The following is a 16,025-nucleotide window of genomic DNA, read 5'->3' as shown; positions in this document are numbered from 1 at the left end:
CCGGAGCCCCGCTCTGGTGCGAGGTGCAGAACTACTGCCCGTGCGCCGCGGCACCCTGGTATACCGGCTCGCGAAAACCGGCCGTCCGGTGACGCAGTACGGGCGGGGGCGGGCGCTCGTCCGGCGAGCCCGGCGTGCGCCGACGACCGCCGTGCACCAGCCGTACACGACGGGACAACGGCCGGAAGCCGTCAGACCTCCGGGCTCCCGGGCGGAGAAGGGGCGCGACGGGTACCGTTCACCCGGACACGGACGGCACGCACCGCCGGGACGGCACCGCGACCGGCGGCGGCCGGCGCACCGACCAGCGAATGAGGGCTTCGAAGATGCGGATCCTGATCATCGGTGGCGGCATCGCCGGAACCGCCGCGGCGCTCGCCCTGGACAAGGCCGGCATCGAGGTCAGCGTCCACGAGGCCCATCCCGGCAGCGGTGCCGACATCGGCGCATTTCTGACTCTCGCGAGCAACGGCATGCTGGCGCTGGCCCAGTTCGGCGCAGCGGAGGCCGTGGCCGGTGCCGGTTTCGAGCTGACGGCGATGCGCCTCACCGGCGACAAGGGGTCCGTGGTCTCCACCGTTCCGCTCGGCGAGACCGGCGACCCGCTCCGGCGGTTCCGCTGTCTGCGCCGAGCCGAACTGGGCGCCGTACTGCGGCAGGAGGCCGCCTCACGCGGCATTCCCGTCCGCTACGGAGAGCGGTTCGTATGGGCCACCGAGGACGAGGACGGAGTCACCGCACGCTTCGCCGACGGCAGCACCGAACGCGGCGATCTGCTGCTCGGCGCGGACGGAATCCACTCCGTCGTAAGGCCGTTGACCGATCCGGACGCCGCGCGTCCGCGCTATGCGGGGCAGCGCGTCTTCTACGGCTACACCACCGAGGCGGCGCCGCCGAACGAACCCGGCCGCATCGAGATGCTGCGCGGCAGCTCCTCCGCGATGGGGTACGCGGTCTCCCCGGCGGGCGAGACCTTCTGGTTCGCACGGGTCTCGGCCGAGGAGCTGAGCGACGCCGAGATCTCCGGCACCACGCCCGCGGAGTGGCGCGATCAGCTACTGCCGCTGCTGCGGCCGGACTCGACGCCCGCGGCCGACATCGTCGCGGCCACGGACGGCAGGCTGATGGTGACCAACGCCCGTGATCTGTCGACCGTCACAAGGTGGCGTACGGCGCGCATGCTCCTCGTCGGCGACGCCGCGCACGCCGCCTCGCCCGCGACCGGGCAGGGAGCGTCCATGGCCTTGGAGGACGCGGTGGTGCTGGCCAAGTCCCTGCGTGACTCGCCCGATACGGCCACGGCGCTGGAGCGCTACGAGCGGCTGCGCAGACCACGAGTGGAACGCAACATCGTCAACAGCGCACGGCTGACGCCCCGCCGCGCACCCAGCCGCATGCAGCGGACGCTCGACAACTACCGCGCCAGATGGAAGAGCCGCAACGGCGCGGCCGGTCCCCCCTCGTCCGCGTCCGCCGGAGACGAGGAACTCGCGCTCCAGCTCGACTGGGACACGCCGCTGCCCGACGATTCGCCTGCCGTGCAAGGCGGTTGAGGCCCTCCGGGGCCCGGCGGCCCGCCCGCGTACACGACCCGCGTTCCGGCGCCGCGTCAGGCCCGTACCGCCCGGCGTCAGGGCCCGTACCGCCCGTCTCAGGCCCCTACCGCCGCAGCCGTACGGGCCGCCGGTGAACGCCTCGTGAGGTGCAGTCGCAGTCCGCTCGGCATCAGCGTCAGCCGCTCGGCCACGCGCAGCCGGTAGTCCGGGTCGGCGCTGAAGTCGTAGCGCCGCAGCAGCAGCCCCAGCACGAGCGTCGCCTCATGAAGCGCGAACTGCCGCCCTATGCACGCCCGTGCGCCCGTGCCGAACGGCTTGAAGACGTGCGGCGGGCGGCCCCGTACGGCCTTCGGCTCGAAGCGGTCCGGGTCGAAGACCTCCGCGTCCTCGCCCCACACGGAGGGATCGCGGTGCAGCAGCATGATCAGTACGAGTGCCCAGGCGCCCTTGTTCATCGGGTGGACGCCGCCGAGCGTCGTGTCGTGCAGCGCCTCGCGGGCGAAGGCGGGCGCGGTGGGCCACAACCGCAGCGACTCGTCCAGCACGCGCCGCACGTAGCGCAGCCGTGCGACCTGTTCGTACGCCGGTTCCTCCACGTCGCCCCAGACCTCCGCCACTTCGGCCTGCGCTCGTGCCATGACGCCGGGGTTGCGGGAGAGGTAGTGGAGGGCGAACGAGAGCGCGCCGGAGGTGGTCTCGTGCCCGGCGACGAGGAAGGTGACGACCTGGCGGCGGATGTTCTCGGCGGACAGCCGCTCGCCGGTGGTGGGATGGGCGGTCTCCAGCATGCGGTCCAGCAGGTCGCCGTGTGCGCCCGTGGCACCGGCCTTGCGGCGGGCCTCCACGACCTTGTCGACGGTGCCGTCGAGGTATGCGCGGTCGGCGGCGTTGCGCTTCGCGGCGCCGGGCTGGAGCAGCGGCCCCAGCAGCGGCGGCACGGTGTTGCGGCGCTGCGCGTACGACAGCGCCCCGACCATGGCCGTCACGAACGGATGCGGCCGTGAGCGCTCGAAGGACCCGAAGTCGTGGCCGAAGCCGGTGCGGGCGATGGTCTCCAGGGTCAGCTTCGTCATGTCGCCCGGCACGTCGACGTCGTCACCGGCGCGGCTGCGCTCGTCCCAGTGGGCGGCGAGCTGACGGGCCACGTCGAGCATCAGCGGGTGATAGCCCTCCATGGCCGCACGGCTGAAGCCCGGGGCGAGTATGTCGTGCGCGAGCTGCCAGTTGGGCTCGTGGTTGTAGGCGGTGAAGAGGCCGTCGCCGGCGAGCGGGCGGAGATTGGCGACCCCGAGTCCGACGTGCTTGGCGAAGCGGGACTCGTCGGCCAGTTCCGCCGCGAGGTCCGCCCCCCATACGAAGACGATCTCCTTCTCGAACGCCTTGCGGCGGAAGATCGGCCCCAGCTCGCGGCCGATGCGCATCGAGTCCTGCACCGGCGACCGCACGCTCGCGCCCGCGATGTCGCCCAGCAGCGGTATGCGGCGCGGCGGGTGCGGAATGCGGTGCAGTTCGGGCCAGCCGAGACGGGCGCTGCGGAACCCCTTGATCACGGTGGCGCGTTCGGCCCCCGCCTCGGCCTGAGTCTCCCGTGACTGGGTCCGGGCCATCCGCCTCAACTCCCCGCGCCGTACGGCCGCATGGCTTGCCGTGGGCTTGTTGTACATGGGTTCAATAAGGCTCCCAGTCTGAGCAGACCGCCGTACGGGCGTCAAGTGAGGCGTCATGCAGCAAGTAAGGTGACGGCCATGGGCGAGAGTCAGGGCGGGCGCGCCCGCGAGCGGACCCGCCGCCGGCTCAGCACCGAGGAGCGCCGCGAGGAGCTGCTGGCCGTGGGCGCGCGGCTGTTCGCCGGCAGTGCGCACGAGGACGTCTCCATCGACCGCGTCGCCGAGATCGCCGGTGTCTCGCGGGGACTGCTGTACCACTACTTCCCGACCAAGAACGACTTCTTCGCCGCCGTCGTCGAGCGTGAGAGCCGCCGGATGCTGCGGCTGACGGCCGCCGTGCCCGACGTGCCCGTACGGGACCAACTGACCAGCGGGCTCGACTGCTTCCTCGAATACGTCGAGAGCCATGCGCAGGGTTTCCGCGCCTTCCACCGCGCGGAGGCCGCGGGCGACCCGGCCGTCCGCAGGGTCTACCAGCAGGGTCTGGCGGCACAGGAGCGCCAGATCCTGGACGCACTCGCCGCGGACCCGGAGGCGGCCAGTATCGCCACGGACGTGCCGGCGCTCCGCATCGCCGTGCGCGGCTGGCTGTCGTTCATGGTGACCGTGTGCCTGGAGTGGCTGAAGGAGGAGCCCCGCATGCCCCGGGACCAGGTACGCGATCTGTGCGCGCGGGCACTGCTGGGCGCGATCACACCGCCGTAGGGCATGCGGCCACACCACCGGGGTGAACGCGCCCCGGCACCGGCCCGGTTCACCCGTACTCCGACGAGACATCCCGTACGACGAGACCCGTACATCCCGCACGACGAGAGAGGGCATGCCGTGCAGACGCAGCCGAAGGCCCTGGTGAGACCGCCCGCGTCACGCCTCGCGGAGGGTCTGGTCACCCACGTCGAACGGGTGCCGGTCGACCGTGAACTCGCCGTGCGCCAATGGGACGGATACGTAAGGGCGTTGCGGGACAACGGCTGGCAGACGGTCGAGGTGGCGCCCGAAGAGGGCTGCCCCGACAGCGTGTTCGTGGAGGACGCCGTGGTCGTGCTGGGCGGCAGGGCGCTGATCTGCCGCCCGGGAGCGCCCTCCCGGCGGCCCGAGACACAGGCCGTCGAGGAGACGGTGCGTGCGCTCGGCTACGCCGTCCACCGCGTCGAGGCCCCCGGCACCCTCGACGGCGGCGACGTGCTCAAGAGCGGCGGCACCGTGTACGTGGGGACCGGGGGACGCACCAATGACGAGGGCGTCCGCCAACTGCGCGCCGCCTTCGAGCCGTCGGGGGCCCGGGTGGTGCCCGTGCCCGTCACGGAGGTGCTTCATCTGAAGTCCGCCGTCACCGCGCTGCCCGACGGCACGGTCATCGGTCATGCGCCGCTCGCTCCGGACCCTTCGTACTTCCCCCGGTTCCGCGGTGTGCCGGAGGAGCCGGGCGCCCACGTCGTGCTGCTCGGCGGCGAGCGGTTGCTGATGGCGTCGAGCGCGCCGCGCAGCGCGGAACTCCTGGCGTCGCTGGGCTATGAGCCGGTCCTGGTCGACATCGGCGAGTTCGAGAAGCTGGAGGGCTGCGTGACCTGCCTGTCGGTACGGCTGCGTGAACTGCCCGCGCCCGGCGGGCAGTCGGCGGCGCGAGGTTCCGGCTCCGAGTGAGGGGCCCGAGCAGCCTGCCGGGGAGAGTGAGGCGCGTGGGCCGTGTGAGGTGCGTGAGGCGTGTGAGGTGCGCCGAGCGCACGTGAGATCCCGGCCGCGGCGACCTGCACCAGCGGAATCAGTGTGTGCGCCGGGACCGTCTCCACATGCGCGACCACCGAGACCGCCGCGACGACCTCGCCGGGGCGGGCACCCGGCCCGGTCACGGGCGCTGCCACCGAGACGCTGTCCATCGTGACCTGCCGCTCGCACACCGCGACCCCGGTCTGCCGCACCTCGGCGAGCGCCTGCCGCAGCCTCACCGGATCGCACTCGGTCCGCTCGGTGTAGCGCACCGGCTGCTGCGCCAGCGCACGCTCCTGTACGTCCGCGGGCGCGTGTGCCAGCAGTACGCGGCCGACGCTGGTCGGCGTGAGCGCGAAACGGCCGCCGACGCGGGTGAGCACCGGCACCGAGGCGCATCCGGCCAGCCGCTCCACGTAGACCACCGACAGCCCTTCGCGCACCGCGAGTTGTACGTTCTCCCCGGTGACTCGTGCCAGGTCGGACAGATGGGGGAGGGCGACCTCGCGCAGGCCCAGGCCGCGCGGTGCGAGCGCGGCGATCTCCCACAGGCGCAGCCCGATGCGGTAGCCGCCGCCCGGGTCGCGCTCCAGGGCGCCCCACCCGGCCAGTTCGCCGACCAGGCGGTGTGTGGTGGTGAGCGGCAGCCCCGTAATCCGGGACATCTCCGTGAGCGTCAGCACCGGCGCCGCTGGCGAGAACGCCTCCAGCACGCGCAGCGCCCTGCCCGTGACCGAGCCCGTCGCCGAGCCGGTGCCCGCTGCCGTCGGGTTCCCCTGGCGCATGTGGCTCTCCTTCGGACGAAACGGGCGGGCCGTCTCGGCGAAAGCTAGACAGGCGGGACTCGTCCGTCAACGCGGGCGACTGCGGGGGCATGCGGCGGCGAGCCGTCCCGGTCGTCGTCCCCGCCCTTGTCCCGGCCGCGGTTCGGCCGTCGCCCCGGTCATCGTCCCGGCCGCGGTTCGGCCGCGCTGTGGGCCCTCCGCTCCTCCGAGCCCTACGGCCCTGCTCGTTTTACGTAAGAGCGGACCCGGCCGCTGCCATCGGCCGCTACTTCCGCTCGTCCCGGGCGGTACGCGGCCCCGGCGGCAGGGAACGCCGGGCCACCTCGCGGATCTTCGCATCGAGTGCGCCCGCCGGGTCGTCCGTGAAGCGGTGCAGCGCGACCGCGGCGGTCAGGATGACATCGCACAGCTCGGCGGCGACGTCGTCCGGGGTGTGGGTACGGCCCTTGCGCGGGTTCTGCCCCATGGCACCGATATACGCCTGCATCACCTCGCCCGACTCCTCCGCGAGCTTCATCAGCCGCATCGCGGTCTCCTGCTCGCCGTCGCCGTTGGCGGCGTCCAGCCAGTCCACGAGCCGCCGGATCGTGGCCCACTGGTCGGGCGTCATCGGTCACTCCCCTCGCCTGCCCGGCCGCCGCCGCGCCCGAGGACCGCCCTGCTCAGAAATCCACCGACAGTTCCAATTGAAGATTGTGCATCTGTCCTTTGAGGCTATTCATCTTTGCCTCGAACTTGGGCTTGATGAATCCCCCGAGGAGAGCATTCAGGTCCGCAGCGAACGTGATCTCTTTCTGAGCCTCGGAGGAGATGTCCAGAAGCAACTCGTGACTTTTCAGAGGATTGGTGCGGTATCTGCGCTGCTCGAGAAGCGAGTTGACTGTTATGTCCGTGTGCAGCCCGCTTTTCATGGCCATTTGCTCTGCCAGTTCCTGATCAGGCTCTCCAGTTTCCCAGGTCCAACTGCCGAATAACTTCTCGGCCACCTCCTTAAGCTGCTTGGCTCCTTTGGTGAGCCCACCGCTGACCGAACCGGCTGACATCTTGACGCTGGCGGCCCGTTCTCCGGTCTCGGACAACTCGCGCAGCTCAAGTACTTCCAGTCTGACGGCTCCAAGGAGCTGGCAGACGCGCGAGAACGCATAGAACTTCGCCTTGGCGATGCTCGCGTAGGCGTCGCTCACCTCTGTGTAGTGGTTCTGGTCAAAGGGATTGCGTACGAAAACCGCCCCCTCCCGCAAGGCCGGGCCCAGCCGTTGCAGTTCCTCCAGGCCGCTATAAGGGTGCCGGAGAGGCAGGGGGACCACAGTGGTGTCCTTATCGGCGAGCAGCTCGGGGTTGTCACGCCGTGCCTGAATCTCGTCGTCTCGGTCAAGGACTACAAGACGCGGTTTGAGCTCTGGGGTCTGCCTCATGGTTCTCCTCTCCTGCCTTCTCGTGTGACCCCGCCTAGGCAGGGAGACGCGGCGGGCCTTGGCCGCGCGCCCACCCGACGAGCCGATCGAAGGGGTTCCTGGACTTCCACTCGGCTTGGCCGAGGGCGTACGGAAGCGGCACCTCAGGAAGCGGGATGTCGTTGTCGCGCAACACCAAAGCCGCGTCGTCGGTGGCCCCTGCCAGCCGGTCGGCGCCCTTCCGCAAACCGATGACCATAGTCGCCAACAGAGGGCGTTCCACCGCGCTGTCGAACCCCTTCAAATTCGTCTCCACCAGAAGCCTCCGATGGTTTCGGGCGTATCGGACCCCGCTGAACCGGCGGTCGCAGCGAGAGCTCTGGACGATCTCCGCGAACAGTTGATGCATGTCATATCGCGTCTGAAAGTCGCTTTCGGGTACCACCTCCCCTTGCCACCACAGAAAGCCGGGAACCCCGGGTTCTTGGGAAACGTAGAGCGCTGCCAGCCCCTCATTGATCTTGATCACGGCAACTGCTCCAGGATGCGGACGGTGAGTTGTCGGGCGTTTTCCTTGGTGTCCAGACTGCCAGCCACGGTTCTCACCCTCCCATTGCCACCGAGCTTGTTGATGATCAGCTCTAATTGGCTGCGCACAAGCTTGAGGTATGCCTGCTCGTCAGGCGGGTTGTACCTCTCGTCCAGGTCCCGGTGAGTGACCGCCAAGATGCACAACGAACGCTTTCCGCCCTCCTGCTCCGAGGCTTTCTGGAGCCAGCGCCCAATCTGGCCGGCGTCATCCTCGATACGCTGCCAGGCCTCGGTGGCCTGACCGGTCCGCTCGAACTGGCACAAATGCTCGGCATTGATCAAATAAATGCAGGTGTCGGCCTTTTGGGCCTGTGTCCTCCATTGTTCGTGCGCGGTTTCATCACCACTCAGGTCGACCAGGGAAGGCAGCATCAGTCGACGACCATTCACCTTGGTCTTGGCAGTCCCTAGATTCTCTTCGACCTGTGTGGCGCTGTATGGCCGATCGTCGTTCCATTGACCGCGCCAGAAGCGCAGGAGGGTGGTCTTCCCTACAGCCTCTGCTCCGAAGACCGCCACGTAATGCAGATTCCGGCGGGACACAAACGCTACTAAGTGATCTATGGAACGGGACATGTGCCGATTGTGCCGCACGGGCTGAGGGCCAGTCAGGACGACCGTTCAACCTGCGTCAAGCCCGGACAGTCCAGCAGGTGCCATGCGGGCCGGGGACAACAGGCCGAAAACCTCAGCCTGGTCACACAGCCAGATCTGCGACGGCCTCGCTGTGGGTCAGCGCACGGTCGCTCCCCTCGCCTGCCCGGCCGCGCGCACTCGCGACCGCCCGGCAGCGTACGGGGACGGGACGGAACGAAACGGGACGCGGGCGCGGCGCCCGCGCCCCGCCTACTCCCAGACGTCGATTCCGCCCCCGCGCCACTCGATGAGGTTCGGGTCGTCGAGCTGGATCTCGTCTTCGCTCAGGCCCGCGTTCCTCAGGAACTCGCTGACGTCCTCGGGACGGAACGCGATGCCCAACTGCTCGGTGTGCGCGGTGACTCGGCGCCCGCCCCCGGGGGTCGGCGGGTGCACGACGATCGGCGGCGTCATCCGCTCCTCCCCGGCAGTACGGGAAGCGGTGCGGGAAGCAGTACGGAAGGCGGTGCGGGGGGCGGCGTGGGCGGCAGTGGGATCAGCAGCGGGGCGTTCGCGGGCCTGCACGGGGGATGAGTGGTCATCTGCGCTCCGATCCATGGACGGGGCACGGCCTATCCGGCCCATCACGACGACCGTAGGAACGCGCTCCCACGGCCCGTCCGCGCCACTCGCCCCCTTCGACCGAATGCCCCGCAGGTGCGTCCCTTCCGGCTCCGCGAGCTCTCGGCCGGGCACCGTCCCGGTTCGGCGGCGCCCTTGTCGCTGCCCGCGGCGGCCGTGTTGACCGGTCGCGGGGCTCCGGCAAGACTGCCCGCCATGATGATCACGAGACGCTCGACGGGACGAAGAATCCGCAGGGCGGCAGCGGAGGCCGCCGCGCGAGCCACCAGGCCCGACGGCCACGGCCGTGGTGCCCTCGTCGCCTTCGGCGCCCTCGCCGCCGCGGATCTCGTAGCCGTCGCGGGCGACCGTACGCGCGGACCGCGCCGCGCCGCCAAGCCTCTGCTGATGCCCGCGCTCGCCTCGTACGCTCTGCGCCGCCGTGCCGACGAGCGGACGCCCGTCCCGGCGACGCTCATGGCGGGGCTGGCGTGCGCGACGGCCGGAGACACCGCGCTCCTCCTCGACGAGCACGAACCGGCCTTTCTCCTCGGCATGGCCGCCTTCCTCGGCACCCAGGTCAGCTACACCGCGGGCTACGCACGGCTCGGCGCGCTGCGCGGCCTGCGGCGCAGGCCCTGGACCGCGGCGGGCTGCCTCGCGGGCTGGGCCGCCGCGAACGCGGTGCTCGCCCCGTCGATGGAGAAGCGGCTGCGGCTGCCCGTCGCGGGCTACAGCCTCGCCCTGACCGTGATGGGCGCGGCTGCCCTGGGAGTCGGCGGCCGGGTCGCGGCCGGTGCTGCCGCCTTCGTCGGTTCGGATCTGCTGATCGGGCTTCAGGCGTCCGGCCGCCGAGTGCCCTCTCAGGAGTTGCTGATCATGGCCGGATACATCCTCGGGCAGTACCTCATCACCACGGGCTGGCTCGACCGGCTCGACGAGGCCGATTCGTAGACGAGACGCGTACCGGCTCCGGCACCGGCTCGGGCACCGGCAACGGCACCGGTCTCGGACCCGCCCGTTCCTTGCCCCGCCTAGCAGCCGCACGGCACGCCTGACCCACGGCCCGGTCCAGGACAACCGGCCCCAACCTTCCCTGCCGGACATGTACTTGATGGGTGATTGGCCCTTCAGCGCGCCCAGCAGTTCCTGATATTTTCAACTCGACGGCATCAGGCTGGAGTTCACAGCCATGCCGTTCAACTGCGGTACCCCCGCACGCACTTGTCACCCATCAGGGAGGTAGCGCGGTGAGCGGCTCGCTGCCGAGCGGTCAGAGCGCGCCCACGGTGCTGCGCATAATCCTGGGCAAGCGGCTGCGTGAGCTGCGCGAGGAGCGCGGGCTGGGCCTCGGCGACGCCGCCCGCGTCCTCGACGTCAACCAGTTGACGGTGCGCCGCATGGAGAGCGGTCAGGTGGGCTTCAAACTGCCCTACGTCAGACTGCTGCTGGAGCTCTACGGGGTGCCTGCCGCGGAGGCCGGCGAGTTCACGGGCATGATCGAGAAGGCCAACAAGCCGGGCTGGTGGCACCCGTTCCGCGAGGCGCTGCCCGACTGGTTCCGCGCGTACATCAGCCTGGAGACCTCCGCCTGTGTGCTGCGCGTCTACGAACCGCACTACGTCACCGGCCTGTTGCAGACCCGCGAATACGCACGCGCGGTGATACGCGCCCGGCTTCCCCGAGGACCCCAAGGACGCACTGGAACAACGCGTCGATCTGCGGCTGCGCCGCCAGGACATGCTCGACTCCGCCGAGGCGCCGGTGCTCTGGGTGGTGCTGGAGGAGGCGGCGCTGCGCCGCCTCGTGGGAGCGCCGAGTGTGATGCGCGGCCAGATCAGCAGGCTGATCGAGGTGCTGGACCACCCCGGCATCACCTTGCGCATCCTCCCGCTGGCCGCCGGGGCGCACTCCGGCACCAGCGGCCACTTCACGTACTTCCGGTTCAAGGAGCGGGAGTTGCAGGACATCGTCTACACCGAGGTGGGTCTGACCAGCGCGCTCTACTACGACCAGCGCCGCGACGTCGTACCCCATCTGGAGACGCACACCCGGATGTCCCAGCTCGCCGCGAAGCACATACCCGACTCCCGCGCGTATCTGACAGGGCTGCGCAAGGAGTTCGAGCGATGACGCCCGGAGCGCGGGAGGCCCGGGTCCGGGAGCGGGCAGGCCCCGAAGTCGTAAGTGCGGGAGCCCCAGCCCCCCAAGTCGTAAGCCCCCAAGGCCCGAAGCCCCAGGCCCTGGAGCCCTGAGCCCCGAGGTCTCAAGTCCCGGAGCGCCCGGTACCGGAACCTCCGCCCCTCTCCGGTTCCTCCGAGACCGGCCGCAGCCGCTCGTAGTACGCGGTCTCCAGATGGGTGCGCATCGCCGCCTCGGCCCTCTCCGGATCACCGGCCAGCACCGCGTCGGTGATCACGCGGTGCTCCTCCAGCGTCCGCTGCCCTATGCCGCGGTCGTAGTAGAGCCGGAAGATATGGAGGTGGCAGTGGGTGCGCTCGAAGGCGAGCCGCACCTGCGCGCTGCCCGCCAGTTCCGCGACCAGCACATGGAAGCGGGTGTCGTGCGCCGTGAGCGCCTTGTACGCGTCGTAGGTGGCCTCTCGCGGCGCATCGCACGCGGCCATCTCCGCACGGAGGCGCTCCCGGCCGGGCCCGTCCGCCTTCTCGGCGGCGCGTGCGGCGGCCCACGGCTCGATCAGCAGCCTGAACTCATAGAGATCCGCGAGCTGTTCACGGTCGAGGAGCGGCGTGGTCCGGTATCCGCGCAGGGGTTCCTTGACGACGAGGCCGGCCGTCTCCAGGCGTGCCAGCGCCTCCCGTACGGGGGTGGGGGAGACGCCCAGCTCACGGGCGAGGCCGTCGATCGAGACGCGGGCGCCCGGCTCGATCGCATGGTCCATGATCAGTGCCTTGATCGCCTCGTGGACGTCGTCGGTGAGCATCTGCCGCCGGGGCAGTGCGGCCGCCCGCTCCGCGGCTCCTGCCGCGCTCTGCTCGGCACCCTGCGGTGTTCTCGTCACCGGTCGGCCGTCCATGGTCTCTCCCCCTGAGTCTGCGAACCGAGTCTGCCGGATTCGACGTCGGCCCTCACCCGGCGAGAACGAGAGCGGTCCACTCCCTTGACGCCGCAGCGGGCCCGCTCGAATAATCGCGACCTGCCAGCCGTATCCTATAGGATATACGAAGCCCGATCGTCTGGACTGCCATGACGACAGAAGAAATCGGTCGTAACGCGGACTCGGAGCTGCGTCTCCCGGAACCCCCACCGGAGTTGGGGAAGGGACGCTTCAGCGTCGCCACGGTCCTCAAGTTCTTCGGCCCCGGCGCGGTCATCGCCTCGCTCACCATCGGAAGCGGCGAATCGATCCTCGCCTCACGCGAGGGAGCCGTCTTCGGTTACACCGTCCTGTGGGCCGTGGTCGTGGGGACGATCGCCAAGGGCGCGCTCGTCTACGCCTCCAACCGCCACATCACGCTCACCGGCGAGCACCCGATGACGCGGTTCGCCAAGGTGCTGCCCGGTCCGCGCGGCTGGTTCCCCGTACTGCTCGCGCTGATCTGCCTGGCGTCGTTCCCCGGCTGGGCGAGCGGAGTGGCCGTGGCGCTGGGCGACTTCCTCGAATCGCAGGGCGCCGGCGACGCCACCGCATACGCCGTAGGAATCCTGATCTTCGGCGCCGTACTGTCCTGGGTCGGCGGCTACAGCCTGCTGGAGCGGGTGCAGATCGCGATCGCCGGTCTGATGGTGGTGCTCGTGCTCGTCGCGGTCTTCGTCGCGCAGCCCGACTGGCTCGGCGTGCTGCGCGGGCTGATACCCGGCAGCTTCGACTACGCGCCGTTCGTGGCCGACAAGTACCCCGACATCACCGCCACTTCGGTCTGGGTCGAGCTCGTGGTCTTCATGGGCGGACTCGGCGGAGGCATGTACGACTACATCGGCTACACCGGCATGCTGCGCGAGAAGAGGTGGGGAATGCTCGGGCACGACGAGGTCGACGCGATCGGACGGCGCCTGGCGGCGATGGACGCGGGGGAGCGGATACCGCTGTCGACGGATGCTCAGGACGTGGCGAAGGCGCGTGCCTGGAGCCGTGCGCCGCTCTTCGACATGCTGGCCGCGTTCCTGGCGCTGGCCGTCATCGCCGCCGCCTTCATGATCAACGGCGCCGCGATCCTCGGCGAGAAGCACCAAGTGCCCGAGGGCAACGACGTGTTGACGTACCAGTCGCAGTTCCTCGCCTCCGTTGCCCAGGTGTTCGAGTACTTCTACATCGTCGCCATCGTGATGGTGCTCTTCGGCACCGTCTACGCCGTGTGGGAGGCGTACTCCTGGACGACGTACGAAAGCCTCGCCGCCGTCTCCGAGAAGGTGCGCTCGCGCGGGCAGCGTGGCATCAGGCCCTTCGTCTACGCGTGGACGGGCATCGGTGCGCTGCTGATGATCGCCACCGGCGCGAGCTTCCTGGCGCTCATCACTCCCGCGTCGATCGTGGGCGGCGTCTTCGCCTGCGGCATCTACGGCGCCGGGCTTCTCTACGTCGACAAGGTCAACATGCCGGCGGAGTACCGGATGAGTCCGCTGACGCGCACGCTCGTCGCAGTCGGGTCGGTGTTCCTCACCGTGTGCGGGGTCGTGGCGATGCTCTCGTACGCGGGGGTCGTCTCATGAACCGGGGTCGTCTCATGAACCGGCCCGTGGAATGGCGCTATGTGGCTGTCGGCCTGGGGTTCGTGGGGCTGGCCGGGACGAGGGCGGCGCAGGGGGAGCCGGTGTGGGCCGCGGTGTTCGCGGTGGCGGCGGCGGTCGACTTCTGGCTCGCCGTGCACGAGGGAGCGCGGCGGGCCGAGGCAGGCGGCCGAGGCGGAACGGCGGTGCCGGGCACGGCAGTCGGGGCCCCGGCGGCTTCGGGCCCGGCGGTCGGTGCGGCCGGTGCTGCGGGCTCTGCGGCGTACGGGCCGGACCCGGCCGTGGCGCGGCGTTCGCTGGAGCGGTACCGCACCTCCGCTCGGCAGTGGCAGGTCATCGGCGCGGTGGGCGTCCTCCTCGGCGGGGCACTGCTGATGATCGAGCCGCCGCTCGCGGTGTTCGCGGGCGCCGCCGCGCTCTTCGCGCTGTACCGGGCGCGTCGCGACGGACGCGCGGTCGCGACCCTCCGGCGGGCGGCCCTCGCACAGCGGTGACCCCGTTCCCGAACGTCCTTCCGGCGGGCGGTACTTCGCCCTGCGGCCGGGACCCGGCCTCGGCCGGTCAGCGGGTCGTCGCGGAGCTGCGCTGACGGTTCGCCGTTGCCGTAGCCGAAGTCGAGCCGTCACGGCGCAGCCGGGCCCGTAGCGCACGCCTGCTCGCCCAGAGGTGCACGAGGGCGCCGGCCAGCAGCATGGTGCTGGTGGCCGCGTGCGCCGTGTGCTCCGGCGGCATGCCCGCCCAGCGCATCACCCCCGACACCGTCATCGCGATCGCGGCGAGAAAGAACAGCCCGTACGCCAGCCGCCTGCCCCAGCGGTGTCCTCTGGTGCGCCGGTCTCCGCGGAACAGCCCGGCGACCAGGCCCCGCCTGGTCCACAGATGAACGAGGATCAGGGCGGCCAGCGCGAAGCCCGTCGCCAGATGCGCCCACGCCACCGGCACCAGCATCCAGCAGGCCACGAGCATCACCAGCACCGGTATGTCGGTGGTCAGCGCCAGGGGAGGCCGGCGGACCCCGGTGCCGGGCCGGGAGAGGGGCCGATCGTTCTCATGCATGCGTCAGAAAGCCTCACAAACCGCAGAGTCGACTCCGTACGGATGCCCGTACGGCACCGTGTGAACGCCCCACGCCCGCACGCCACTTGGACGTTACTGCGGCGGGCCCGCTCCGCATCGACGACCCACGGGGGACGTGCGATGCGGAGCGATCGGCCCCGGACCGACCGCCGCTCGCCGCAAGCGAGGGGCCCACCTTCAGACGCCCTCGTCGCCCGAGTCCTCGATCAGGCCCTCGCGCAGTGCGAGCGCCACCGCGAGCGTGCGGTTGGGGCAGTTGAGCTTGGCGATGACGTTGGCGACGTGACGCTTCGCCCCGTGCTGCGAGATGTGCAGCGATCTCGCGATCTGCTTGTTGCTCAGGCCCTTCGACAGCAGGTGCAGAGTCTCGCTCTCACGGGGCGTCAGCGAATAGGAGCGCTCCGAGCGGTGCGGGGCGCCCTCCCGCAACTGCCCGAGCAGCCAGCGGGACAGCGATGCCGGGAGCGGCATCTCACCGCTCGTCAGCCGTGTCAGCGACTCACCCAGCGACTCGACCGTGAGGTCCGCGGCGAGGAGGAAACCGTCGGCCGGAACCTCGGAAGCCAGGGCGAGTTGCTGCTCCTCCGGGCCCTCCAGCAGCGACAGCAGCTTCGTTCCCTGCTCCTGGCAGCTCAGCGCGAGATCCCTTACGTCGTCGGTGGCGGCGCCGCGGCAGATGAGCACATCGGGGTGTGCGAGTCCCAGCCGCCGGCGCGCCGTCTCGACATCGGCGAAGACACGTACGTTCTCCACGAGGGTCAGATCGCTCATCATCGCTTCAAGCCCGCACCTGACCATCTGGTGCGGATGTACGACGAAGACGCGCAGGCCCCCCGGGTCGGCGGTGCTGCGTTCCTCGGTCTCGGCGTGCGTGTGGACGCCGGCGGTTCTCAGTCGCGGTCTGGCCGATCGAGAGCTCGTGTGCGTGTACCTCTGCTTGCCGGTATCAGGCATTCGGACTCCCCAGGATTCCGTTCCAGGTGAACGCGTCGCGGGCCAACAGGTTCCGAACGGGACTTCGTACAGCGGCCTGTTTCTGGTGTGTGATGAAATTGTGCCGTCCGAAGCCGACCTCGATCGAGAGTCATCGTACGGCAGTAGCGCAAGTGAGGGTATTGTTTTCACAGGCAAATTTAAGGGCCGTGAATTTCCCACGTTGTAGTGTTTGTGCACCTCGGGGAGGTACGCGTAATTTCAGCGGCCGTCCGCAAGGAGGGCTACGGCAAGGATCTGGCAAAAGGTGTCAACTGCCCGGGAAGTTTCCTCCTGTTCGTGCCGATACGACTCGAATACCGCAAGGGGTCGAATCGCGGGAGCGAACACCGGGCGACAAGTCCGGCGCGGTGTTGCGCGAGGAAGGTG

The 16,025-nt window shown here is 70.0% G+C and carries 15 protein-coding genes and 2 pseudogenes; 7 read left to right on the top strand and 10 right to left on the bottom strand.

What is annotated here, in order from left to right; translation table 11 throughout:
- The first annotated feature begins 326 nt into the window (after positions 1-326).
- A complete protein-coding gene (locus MMA15_RS02760) occupies positions 327-1,553 on the top strand; it encodes an FAD-dependent monooxygenase (protein ID WP_241057330.1) in 1,227 nt (408 codons plus the stop codon).
- 98 nt (positions 1,554-1,651) lie between these two features.
- On the opposite strand, the gene MMA15_RS02755 is transcribed toward MMA15_RS02760, so the two are convergent.
- On the bottom strand, positions 1,652-3,163 hold the full coding sequence (locus tag MMA15_RS02755; protein WP_241062935.1) for a cytochrome P450: 1,512 nt from the start codon (positions 3,161-3,163) through the stop codon (positions 1,652-1,654).
- Between the two features lie 138 nt (positions 3,164-3,301).
- On the opposite strand from MMA15_RS02755, the gene MMA15_RS02750 reads away from it, so the two are divergent.
- Both MMA15_RS02750 and ddaH read left to right on the top strand, forming a co-directional pair.
- A complete protein-coding gene (locus MMA15_RS02750) occupies positions 3,302-3,928 on the top strand; it encodes a TetR/AcrR family transcriptional regulator (protein WP_241057329.1) in 627 nt (208 codons plus the stop codon).
- A gap of 120 nt (positions 3,929-4,048) precedes the next feature.
- Positions 4,049-4,867 carry a dimethylargininase gene (gene ddaH, locus MMA15_RS02745; RefSeq protein ID WP_241057328.1) on the top strand — a complete coding sequence of 273 codons (819 nt, stop codon included), beginning with the start codon at positions 4,049-4,051 and terminating at the stop codon, positions 4,865-4,867.
- Between the two features lie 95 nt (positions 4,868-4,962).
- Here ddaH and MMA15_RS02740 read toward each other — a convergent pair.
- The 6 genes and pseudogenes from MMA15_RS02740 to MMA15_RS02715 all read right to left on the bottom strand — a co-directional run.
- Positions 4,963-5,715, bottom strand: a pseudogene (locus MMA15_RS02740) (IclR family transcriptional regulator); the annotation flags it as partial.
- 265 nt (positions 5,716-5,980) lie between these two features.
- A complete protein-coding gene (locus tag MMA15_RS02735) occupies positions 5,981-6,325 on the bottom strand; it encodes a MazG-like family protein (RefSeq protein ID WP_241057327.1) in 345 nt (114 codons plus the stop codon).
- Between the two features lie 52 nt (positions 6,326-6,377).
- Complete coding sequence (locus MMA15_RS02730) at positions 6,378-7,130, bottom strand: hypothetical protein (protein WP_241057326.1); 753 nt, start codon at positions 7,128-7,130, stop codon at positions 6,378-6,380.
- 34 nt (positions 7,131-7,164) lie between these two features.
- Positions 7,165-7,638 carry a hypothetical protein gene (locus tag MMA15_RS02725; protein WP_241057325.1) on the bottom strand — a complete coding sequence of 158 codons (474 nt, stop codon included), beginning with the start codon at positions 7,636-7,638 and terminating at the stop codon, positions 7,165-7,167.
- Positions 7,635-8,276 carry a Rab family GTPase gene (locus MMA15_RS02720; RefSeq protein WP_241057324.1) on the bottom strand — a complete coding sequence of 214 codons (642 nt, stop codon included), beginning with the start codon at positions 8,274-8,276 and terminating at the stop codon, positions 7,635-7,637. The genes MMA15_RS02725 and MMA15_RS02720 overlap by 4 nt, the downstream gene beginning before the upstream one ends.
- A 270-nt stretch (positions 8,277-8,546) precedes the next feature.
- Positions 8,547-8,750 (bottom strand): hypothetical protein, encoded by a 204-nt coding sequence (locus tag MMA15_RS02715; RefSeq protein WP_241057323.1) that lies wholly within the window; start codon positions 8,748-8,750, stop codon positions 8,547-8,549.
- A 363-nt stretch (positions 8,751-9,113) separates the two neighbouring features.
- Here MMA15_RS02715 and MMA15_RS02710 point away from each other — a divergent pair, with 363 nt between their 5' ends.
- Positions 9,114-9,851 carry a lysoplasmalogenase gene (locus MMA15_RS02710; protein WP_241057322.1) on the top strand — a complete coding sequence of 246 codons (738 nt, stop codon included), beginning with the start codon at positions 9,114-9,116 and terminating at the stop codon, positions 9,849-9,851.
- A gap of 296 nt (positions 9,852-10,147) precedes the next feature.
- A pseudogene (locus MMA15_RS02705) lies at positions 10,148-11,030 on the top strand (Sco1979 family transcriptional regulator).
- A 133-nt stretch (positions 11,031-11,163) separates the two neighbouring features.
- Here the strand turns inward: MMA15_RS02705 and MMA15_RS27750 are convergent.
- Complete coding sequence (locus MMA15_RS27750; RefSeq protein ID WP_277399996.1) at positions 11,164-11,934, bottom strand: GntR family transcriptional regulator; 771 nt, start codon at positions 11,932-11,934, stop codon at positions 11,164-11,166.
- Between the two features lie 170 nt (positions 11,935-12,104).
- Between MMA15_RS27750 and MMA15_RS02690 the strand changes: the two genes are divergently transcribed.
- Together MMA15_RS02690 and MMA15_RS02685 are read left to right on the top strand one after the other, a co-directional pair.
- Complete coding sequence (locus MMA15_RS02690) at positions 12,105-13,568, top strand: Nramp family divalent metal transporter (protein ID WP_241057321.1); 1,464 nt, start codon at positions 12,105-12,107, stop codon at positions 13,566-13,568.
- A 14-nt stretch (positions 13,569-13,582) separates the two neighbouring features.
- Positions 13,583-14,080, top strand: coding sequence for a hypothetical protein (locus tag MMA15_RS02685; RefSeq protein WP_241057320.1), 498 nt, complete (start codon positions 13,583-13,585; stop codon positions 14,078-14,080).
- Positions 14,081-14,147: 67 nt separating this feature from the next.
- Here MMA15_RS02685 and MMA15_RS02680 read toward each other — a convergent pair whose 3' ends face one another.
- Both MMA15_RS02680 and MMA15_RS02675 read right to left on the bottom strand, forming a co-directional pair.
- Positions 14,148-14,642, bottom strand: coding sequence for a hypothetical protein (locus MMA15_RS02680; protein ID WP_241057319.1), 495 nt, complete (start codon positions 14,640-14,642; stop codon positions 14,148-14,150).
- A gap of 198 nt (positions 14,643-14,840) precedes the next feature.
- Positions 14,841-15,434 (bottom strand): helix-turn-helix transcriptional regulator, encoded by a 594-nt coding sequence (locus MMA15_RS02675; RefSeq protein ID WP_241057318.1) that lies wholly within the window; start codon positions 15,432-15,434, stop codon positions 14,841-14,843.
- Positions 15,435-16,025: the final 591 nt, after the last annotated feature.

This window comes from Streptomyces marispadix (assembly GCF_022524345.1).
In the GTDB taxonomy this organism is placed as follows: domain Bacteria; phylum Actinomycetota; class Actinomycetes; order Streptomycetales; family Streptomycetaceae; genus Streptomyces; species Streptomyces marispadix.
Note: the sequence above shows the minus strand (reverse complement) of the source record. Positions and strands in the feature narration are given on the sequence as shown.

Excerpts from the sequence above, each read along its gene's own strand:
- MMA15_RS02750 (WP_241057329.1), top strand. The coding sequence starts at position 3,302 with ATGGGCGAGAGTCAGGGCGGGCGCGCCCGCGAGCGGACCCGCCGCCGG.
- MMA15_RS02755 (WP_241062935.1), bottom strand. The coding sequence starts at position 3,163 with ATGGCCCGGACCCAGTCACGGGAGACTCAGGCCGAGGCGGGGGCCGAA.
- MMA15_RS02735 (WP_241057327.1), bottom strand. The coding sequence starts at position 6,325 with ATGACGCCCGACCAGTGGGCCACGATCCGGCGGCTCGTGGACTGGCTG.
- MMA15_RS02685 (WP_241057320.1), top strand. The coding sequence starts at position 13,583 with ATGAACCGGCCCGTGGAATGGCGCTATGTGGCTGTCGGCCTGGGGTTC.
- MMA15_RS02680 (WP_241057319.1), bottom strand. The coding sequence starts at position 14,642 with ATGCATGAGAACGATCGGCCCCTCTCCCGGCCCGGCACCGGGGTCCGC.
- MMA15_RS02720 (WP_241057324.1), bottom strand. The coding sequence starts at position 8,276 with ATGTCCCGTTCCATAGATCACTTAGTAGCGTTTGTGTCCCGCCGGAAT.
- MMA15_RS02730 (WP_241057326.1), bottom strand. The coding sequence starts at position 7,130 with ATGAGGCAGACCCCAGAGCTCAAACCGCGTCTTGTAGTCCTTGACCGA.
- MMA15_RS02715 (WP_241057323.1), bottom strand. The coding sequence starts at position 8,750 with ATGACGCCGCCGATCGTCGTGCACCCGCCGACCCCCGGGGGCGGGCGC.
- MMA15_RS27750 (WP_277399996.1), bottom strand. The coding sequence starts at position 11,934 with ATGGACGGCCGACCGGTGACGAGAACACCGCAGGGTGCCGAGCAGAGC.
- MMA15_RS02760 (WP_241057330.1), top strand. The coding sequence starts at position 327 with ATGCGGATCCTGATCATCGGTGGCGGCATCGCCGGAACCGCCGCGGCG.
- MMA15_RS02690 (WP_241057321.1), top strand. The coding sequence starts at position 12,105 with ATGACGACAGAAGAAATCGGTCGTAACGCGGACTCGGAGCTGCGTCTC.
- MMA15_RS02710 (WP_241057322.1), top strand. The coding sequence starts at position 9,114 with ATGATGATCACGAGACGCTCGACGGGACGAAGAATCCGCAGGGCGGCA.
- MMA15_RS02675 (WP_241057318.1), bottom strand. The coding sequence starts at position 15,434 with ATGAGCGATCTGACCCTCGTGGAGAACGTACGTGTCTTCGCCGATGTC.